1 protein-coding gene is annotated in these 624 nt (G+C 44.2%); it reads right to left on the reverse strand.

The window, feature by feature from the left end:
- Positions 1 to 490 (reverse strand): ACT domain-containing protein (locus EK369_RS22990; protein WP_164727091.1); only part of this gene is annotated, 490 nt, incomplete at its 3' end.
- Positions 491 to 624: the final 134 nt, after the last annotated feature.

The following is a 624-nucleotide window of genomic DNA, read 5'->3' on the forward strand; positions in this document are numbered from 1 at the left end:
GTAAATTTTGACGAGTCATGGTGATGCTGACAAAAACGTCGAGTTCGTTTTTGTCATTTTTATTGGGTCGGGTCTCAAGGTGACTGACTATGCCTTGGAACTTCTCGATGGTCTTAAGTACACGGGATAAAGAATTCATGCCCTCCCGCAGACGAAGGACTAAAGCGGCTTGCTGAATGGCATCCGGATTTTCGCTTACTGCATTACCCAAAACCACTTCTTCCTCTGTAAGACCGCTATCTTCATTTTTGCCGTCACATTTTGAATCCTTTTGTGTATCGACTTCAGGTTCAGGTTCAAGGCTTGAATCATTAGCTCTTAGCCTTGCTTCGTCCAAGACAGTTTGCTTTGTCTGCTTCACCACCAAAGTTTCAAAACGAGCATCATCCACTAAAGACCGTCTCCTTGCAGGATATCCGTTCTCGACGCTATAAGATTTTTTGATGGCGAACATTTCGCGATTCTTCTGAGCTGCAGCGACGGCGGCCATCTCGTCAGTAATAGAAGAAGAAATGAAGAAAATTCGAAACACCCGTTGACGTAAATTAGCAACTGTCTTAAATCAGCCTGAAACACGTAGGTGTTGTTTCACTGCTGATAACGCGGCTTCTTCAAGAGAAGTTC

The organism is Shimia sediminis (assembly GCF_003990645.1).
Taxonomy (GTDB): Bacteria; Pseudomonadota; Alphaproteobacteria; order Rhodobacterales; family Rhodobacteraceae; genus Shimia; species Shimia sediminis.